Origin of the sequence: Bacillus sp. JJ722, assembly GCF_036963345.1 — a bacterium.
Classification (GTDB): domain Bacteria; phylum Bacillota; class Bacilli; order Bacillales; family DSM-1321; genus Bacillus_AD.
Window position 1 is genome coordinate 1 of the sequence record NZ_JBALMO010000283.1, and the last position, 6,613, is coordinate 6,613.

Consider the following 6,613-nt stretch of genomic DNA (forward strand, 5'->3'; position numbering starts at 1 on the left):
TGAGCTAATCCAGTTGCTCCAATTGGATGCCCTTTCTACATCAGCCATAAACTCATACGGCTCATGTGATCCAGGTTTTGTAAACGGTATCATATTTATTCCGATTACTTTTGCTTTTTTACTTAAATATTCTCCCTCCTTTTCGAATAACTTTCATAATATTCTAATTATTATCAACCCTTACATTTATAATAATTTGAGTTTATGATTTTTAAAAGTTCAGAAATTAAAAGGTATGTTTTATAAACAGCAATGAAGAATCGACCCAAACCGGCTAATACTCAGACCTGCTATAACAATGAAAAGCATGTCGGTTGCCCCTATACAATCTGACCATGTTCCTCGATTGACATTTGTGAAAATGAATACGATAATACTTCTTTAAAAAGACTCTCATTACAGCCCAAGGTTTTTCGCAATAATATTTTTCATAATTTCAGTCGTTCCACCTCCAATTGTCAAAACGGTTGTATCTCGATAACGGCGGGCAATAGGGTATTCTTCCATAAAACCGTATCCACCATGAAGTTGTAGACAACGAGAAGCCATACGTTTAGTCATTTCAGGTATATAACTTTTTGCCATAGACACCTGTGTATCGACCTTCTCCCCTTTCATAAATCGGGGAATAAGATTATCTAAAAAGCTACGAGCTAAAGATAATTCCGTAGCCATTTCTGCTATTTTAAACTGGGTGTTTTGGAAAGAACTGATTGGTTTTCCGAATGCTTGTCTTTGTTTAACATAGTCAATGGTTGACTTTAAGATTTCTTCCGCAACTATACATGCAGAGTTCGAAGCAATGAGTCTTTCCTGTTGCAATTTATCCATTAGAATGACAAACCCTTTTCCTTCTTCTCCCAGTAAGTTAGATACTGGTACACGAACATCTTCAAAAACAAGTTCTGCCGTATCCCATGAGCGCTGCCCTAATTTCTTTAATTTACGACCATTCGAAAAACCTGGTGTACCTTTTTCAACCATAATGACACTTACACCTTTATGAGCTGGAGTTGCGTGTGGGTCCGTTTTAACGACAACAAAGAACACTTCAGCGTTAATTCCATTAGATATAAAGGTTTTCTGACCATTAATAACGTAGAAGTCTTCGTCTCTTACAGCTGTTGTTTGTATGCTAGCTAAATCTGAGCCTGTTCCAGGTTCTGTCATCGCAACACCCGTCATCATCTCGCCACTTACAAATTTCGGTAAATACTTTTGCTTTTGTTCTTCTGTACCGTACTTTTCAAGATAAGGTACTGTAATCGTGCTATGCATGGATGCCCCACAAATCCCACCTCCAATACGATTCGCCTCTTCACCAAGAATTAAATTAAAACCGAAATCGAGTCCAAGACCACCATACGCAGGATCTACTTGTGTAGCTAGAAAACCTTGCTCACCCATTTTGGTAAAGAGTTCACGCGGAGTAAACTCTTTTTCCTCCCACTCTTCAAAATTAGGAAAAATCTCTTTTTCGATAAACTGACGTAAAGAAGTTCGGAACATTTCATGCTCTTCCGTATAGAAAGGCCTTTTTATTCTAAATAGATTAAACGTTCCTGGTTTAGAACTATAAGCAGTCTTTGACATATATAATATCCCCCTTCTAGTTATTTTAATATTCAGTCTTTTTGGTTATGACTTTCATATCTTTTATTTGTTTATGATGCTCTTCAACCAACGCACGGCGCAAAATTTTACCTACTGCTGATTTCGGCAATTGCTTTCTGAATTCTACCTGTTTCGGTACTTTATATTTAGCCAATCTTTCTCTGCACCAATCAATAATATCTACTTCTGTTAGTGAATACTGCTTCTTAACAACGATGGCAACTTTGACCGTTTCTCCACGATAATTGTCTGGAATTCCAAATGTACATGCTTCGGCAACGGCAGGATGTTGATACAGGATTTCATCAATTTCGTTAGGATAGATATTGTATCCTCCTGCAATAATCATTTCCTTCTTTCTTCCGACAATACTCAAAAAACCATTTTCATCTAATGTGCCTATATCACCTGTATGCAGCCATCCATTTCGTAACGTACGAGCTGTCTCTTCTGGATTTTTCCAGTAACCTTTCATAATCTGTGGACCCTTTAAGAGAATCTCACCTGCTTCTCCTATTGGCATTTCTTGTAAACCTGTTTCAAGATCCACGATTTTGATATCTGAATTTGGGACAGGTATGCCTACACACCCGTTTTTTCTAACCCCATTCAAAAGTGTACGAACAGTAATGGCATTAGATTCCGTCAATCCGTATGCTTCAGAGATTTGCACTCCCGATTTTTTTTCGAAATCTTGTAACACCTCTAAAGGAATTGGGGCAGCACCCGATCTACATACTTTCAAACATTTCAAGTCATCTTCTTTAAAATCAAGATGATTTAACAATCCAACAAAGACAGTAGGTGGCGCTGAAATATGAGATGGCTGATATTTTCGGATTAGGAAAAGTGCATCATGCAGACGTAAATGACTGATGGCGATATAAGAACCTGCATTGAATATTGCGGATAACATAACTTGTAAACCGGCGCCATGAAACATTGGGAAAACACCTAAATATCTTTCACCTGGACGTTGAAGAGCTCCTTCATCTGTGATATACGTATGATAAGTGGTGGCTAATGAATTGTAGTGGGTAATCATAACGCCTTTTGGTATACCAGTTGTTCCACCTGTATATTGAAGAAACGCAATATCTTCTCGACTATTGATTTGCAATGGGGGAAGAGAATCACTCTCTTCTTCAATCCAATTGTTTAAATATGCATATCCATTATTAACTCTATCAATGGTGATAATTGTAAGATTACTAGTATAATTAGTACGTTCTAATTTCTCAACCTGACTACTTTCACACAGTAACCACAAGGGTTCAGCATCACTCAGCATAAAATTCAATTCATATTCTTGATACATGGGATTCAGTTGAACCACAATCCCACCCAGTCGCTGAACACCAAAATAAGCAATTAAATATTCTTTGCAATTAAAAAGCATTATGCCAAATCGATCGCCCTTCTTAAAGCCACGTCTATGTAAAGCAGCAGCAAATCGATCGACAGTACGCTTCAATTCAGTATAAGTCATCTCCATATCTCTTTCGATGATGGCTGTATGATCTGGAAAGTCTTGAGTAGAACGCTCCAATAAGTGATAGATAGAGCAAGCAGGTATTTCTAATTCAAACGGTATCGTTTTCGGATAAAAGGCATGCCATGGTTTTTTCAAACTTCTAACTCCCTTCTACAATTTGATTAATGATTCAGAGATAAAGAAAAACGCAATCAAAGTATGACGATCTTTTTCAAGTTTTACTATTCAAAATCTACAGCTTATAATGCAACTTTTATAAATCTAGTTATCCTTTGTTTACACCATTTGTAAGCGTTATCATACCTGGGTTGATATAATTAACTTTTTATCCAAAGCTGCTCCCTTCCTTAAATATCAGTATTATTAAAAATATTTACATTTATAATAATTTCACATTATGATTTTTGGAAGTTCAGAAATTATAATATATGTTNNTGGCTGTAGCGATTAAAATCATTTGAACAATATTTTCTTCAACCAACTCACACCAAAAACAACGGGGAACGATTTTATCGTCTATCAAAAACCCATTCCCCAAGCTTTTGTGAACCTTTGTGTAGCTATAGTAACCACCAATTCATACCTTACATGCGTTATAGAGTTTGTAAACGCCATCATAATAATATTGAAAACAAATTCATCGATTAAACGGTAGATTTTTCAAGTTTTTGCAACATAGAATACGGTGCACGTATAGCCTCCTCACTACCATAACCATTCTGAACCGAAATTTGATAAAGCTCATGAGCCGCATTACCCATGATGCTTAATATACCTCTATTACTAGCCAATTGTGACGCATAGCGAAGATCCTTAGCTGCTAAGTCTGCACGAAAGTTTGCCTCTGATTTGGAATCGCTTAATATCATTTGTGCCATGTTAAGGTTTAAGAATTTACTTGCTGCACAAGTTTTCAGTTCATTGATCAGGTATGAGGAGTCAAATTTACAAGCAGTTCCTAAAGCCAGTGCCTCAGATATAACAGACGTGGACGCAAAGATCAAATAATTACTAATTGCCTTAATAGAATGCCCCATACCAAGTTCTCCAACATGCTTTACTTCCTTAGCTGCTGCACTTAGAATCGGCTCTACGCTCTCAAATATTTCTTGATCACCTCCAACACACAACTTAATATCTCTTAAATATGCTCCTGGCACACCTCCGTTACAAATCGGTGCATCCACCATATGAACACCATGGGATTCCAATACCCGTGCGATACGTTTCGTATCATCAGGGAAACCAGATGATATATCTACACATATCATTTCAGGTTTTATTACAGATACTAATTCTTCACTTAACAATACATCCTCCACAATTGTTGAGTTAGGTAGAACTGTAATTAATACATCACAATGATTTGCTACTTCCTTGATAGAAGTTACAACTCGCCCTCCTATTTCTCGAAGCTGCTTTACATATTCAGGACGCGGAAGTGCATCATATGCAGTCAAATCAAATCCTGCTTTCCCAATATTCAACGCTATCGGAAAACCAATTTTTCCTAATCCGATAAATCCAACTCGCTTATTATTCATTTACTCCACTCCTTTAAAAATAGTATTTATTATAGAAATTACTTACATAATTCTTCTTTGAGCTTTCGCACCTGCATACCCATTCTCATAAATTGAAAATCCGGTATCTCTCTTTGAATGTTTTCTTTTGAAAAAACTCGGTTTGAATTTGTTACATTAATATCAAGATGAATAAATGCTGGAGCAGGTCCATTAAATACACTACTAAGCCCTTCCTTAAGCTGTTCTAAATCCTTAAATGAATACGCAGCTGCGTATCCAGCAGCTTTAGCCATCCCTTTAAAATCTAATCTTCCTTCTGCAGGAATTGACAAATTACTTAGTTCCTCAAACCACACGCCGTTCTCAAAAACAAAATGAAAAAAATTCTTTGCTTTAGCACCTGCGATTGTTGCCAAAGAACCTAACTGCATTAGCAAGCTTCCATCGCCATCTAACACCAATACCTTTCGATCTGGTTGTGAAAGAGCTAGTCCTAAACCTAATCCAGAGGCTCCGCCCATTAAAGGAACTGAATCAATGTTAAGTGGACTTGGAGAAATTTCGTGTAAATAGAACATCGCCGTCATCGTACTAACAACAATTGAATCAGCTCTATGGTCAGCGATTACTTTTACCGCGTCTTTACTGAACATTCCCATAACATAGTCTCCTCTCTTGTATTTTTACTACTACTAATCCCAAGCAGTGTGTGCACCAATCAACAATGCAGCTGGCGATTGGTGTTTGCGGGAAATCTCAAAAGCTTTTTGGATATTGCCGATGTCTTCTGGTCCCTCTAGACATAAGTATGGAACCTCAAGCATGTCCAATAAGGGTTCCAGAATTCGTACGACACGACGAGATGAATCTCTAGTATCCTTTCCTAAGTTGCTGAATTCTCGTCCGAACTGTCCAATCATCATGAAAATCGGCACATTCGAATCAAGGCCCATCCCTCGTAAGTTGTTCACACAAGCATATAGCCCTTGATTTTGTATAATCACAACTGGCACTTTCCCACCGATATACAAACCCGCAGCAATGACAATAGCTTCATCTTCCGTAGAACAAGGAACCACCGAAACCTCAGGAAGATAACCCTGTTCTAAAAATCTATGAACAGATAACTGTACATAATCAGGAACCGTCACAACGTGGGTAATTCCGCAAGCTTTCAGTTCGTCCAATATAGCACTCGCTTTTACAGAGTAAGCTGAAAAGTTCGATTCTATCATCTCGCATTTTCTCTCCTTTCATTGTGACCTGTTAAACTTGATTCAACATATTATAAAATCATTTTCTAGTTTGAACAAAAATTATATTTACTCACCTCCATTGATCACTTATATATTCAGAAAATAAATATTATTCTGTTAATTATTAGTGATATCACTTATTATGAAGATGACTAATACTTATGTAAAACGAATATTTGTTACCGATGTACAACTAATAGTTATATAAAGATTTATGAGGTGAATTTATGAAAATAGAGCAACTCCAATATTTAGTAGAGATCGCAAAGACTGGATATATATCTGAAGCTGCAAAAAACATGCATATATCACAAGCAGCTATTAGTAAGGCTTTAGCTAATTTCGAAAATGAATATGATGTAAAATTGTTTAATCGTAATAAAAATGGAACTGTGCTGACAGACGAGGGGAAAGAAATTATAGCAATAGCAGCTGATTTACTTGTAAGGTTTCATGAATTGGAAAAGAAGATAAAAAACAAACACTTAAATGAACAAAAAAGCGTAAAAATTTCCTCAACAGCTGATTTGATAGCTAGTGTTCTACCTGAAGTTTTAATAGCCTTCAAGGAGAAATACCCAAACCACGATATTGTTATTATGCAAAAAGATGCCGACGAAGTTTTAGAAGATGTAAAAAAAGAAAAAGCGGATCTCGGCGTAGCTTCACTTCATGAAGATATAATATCGGATGAAACTTTATCATTTGAAACTATATTAGAA

Annotated in this window: 6 protein-coding genes; 1 reads left to right on the forward strand and 5 read right to left on the reverse strand. The window is 36.6% G+C overall.

Annotation, left to right across the window (positions count from 1 at the left end; all coding sequences use genetic code 11):
• Positions 1-396: 396 nt before the first annotated feature.
• The 5 genes from V7014_RS23860 to V7014_RS23880 form a co-directional block, all read right to left on the reverse strand.
• Entirely contained in the window at positions 397-1,593 is a 1,197-nt protein-coding gene (locus V7014_RS23860; protein ID WP_335511035.1) for an acyl-CoA dehydrogenase family protein, read from the reverse strand.
• Between the two features lie 25 nt (positions 1,594-1,618).
• Positions 1,619-3,244: a long-chain-fatty-acid--CoA ligase gene (locus V7014_RS23865; RefSeq protein ID WP_335511036.1), complete on the reverse strand. Its 1,626-nt coding sequence runs from the start codon at positions 3,242-3,244 to the stop codon at positions 1,619-1,621.
• A 509-nt stretch (positions 3,245-3,753) separates the two neighbouring features.
• Entirely contained in the window at positions 3,754-4,653 is a 900-nt protein-coding gene (locus V7014_RS23870) for an NAD(P)-dependent oxidoreductase (RefSeq protein ID WP_335511037.1), read from the reverse strand.
• A gap of 38 nt (positions 4,654-4,691) precedes the next feature.
• Positions 4,692-5,294: a thiamine pyrophosphate-dependent enzyme gene (locus tag V7014_RS23875; RefSeq protein ID WP_335511039.1), complete on the reverse strand. Its 603-nt coding sequence runs from the start codon at positions 5,292-5,294 to the stop codon at positions 4,692-4,694.
• A 33-nt stretch (positions 5,295-5,327) separates the two neighbouring features.
• Positions 5,328-5,870: a thiamine pyrophosphate-binding protein gene (locus V7014_RS23880; RefSeq protein ID WP_335511041.1), complete on the reverse strand. Its 543-nt coding sequence runs from the start codon at positions 5,868-5,870 to the stop codon at positions 5,328-5,330.
• A 248-nt stretch (positions 5,871-6,118) separates the two neighbouring features.
• Between V7014_RS23880 and V7014_RS23885 the strand changes: the two genes are divergently transcribed.
• Positions 6,119-6,613 (forward strand): LysR family transcriptional regulator (locus V7014_RS23885; protein WP_335511043.1); only part of this gene is annotated, 495 nt, incomplete at its 3' end.

Bases quoted from the DNA above. Each gene is read 5' to 3' on its own strand.
- V7014_RS23860 (WP_335511035.1), bottom strand. From the start codon at position 1,593: ATGTCAAAGACTGCTTATAGTTCTAAACCAGGAACGTTTAATCTATTT.
- V7014_RS23870 (WP_335511037.1), bottom strand. From the start codon at position 4,653: ATGAATAATAAGCGAGTTGGATTTATCGGATTAGGAAAAATTGGTTTT.
- V7014_RS23875 (WP_335511039.1), bottom strand. From the start codon at position 5,294: ATGGGAATGTTCAGTAAAGACGCGGTAAAAGTAATCGCTGACCATAGA.
- V7014_RS23880 (WP_335511041.1), bottom strand. From the start codon at position 5,870: ATGATAGAATCGAACTTTTCAGCTTACTCTGTAAAAGCGAGTGCTATA.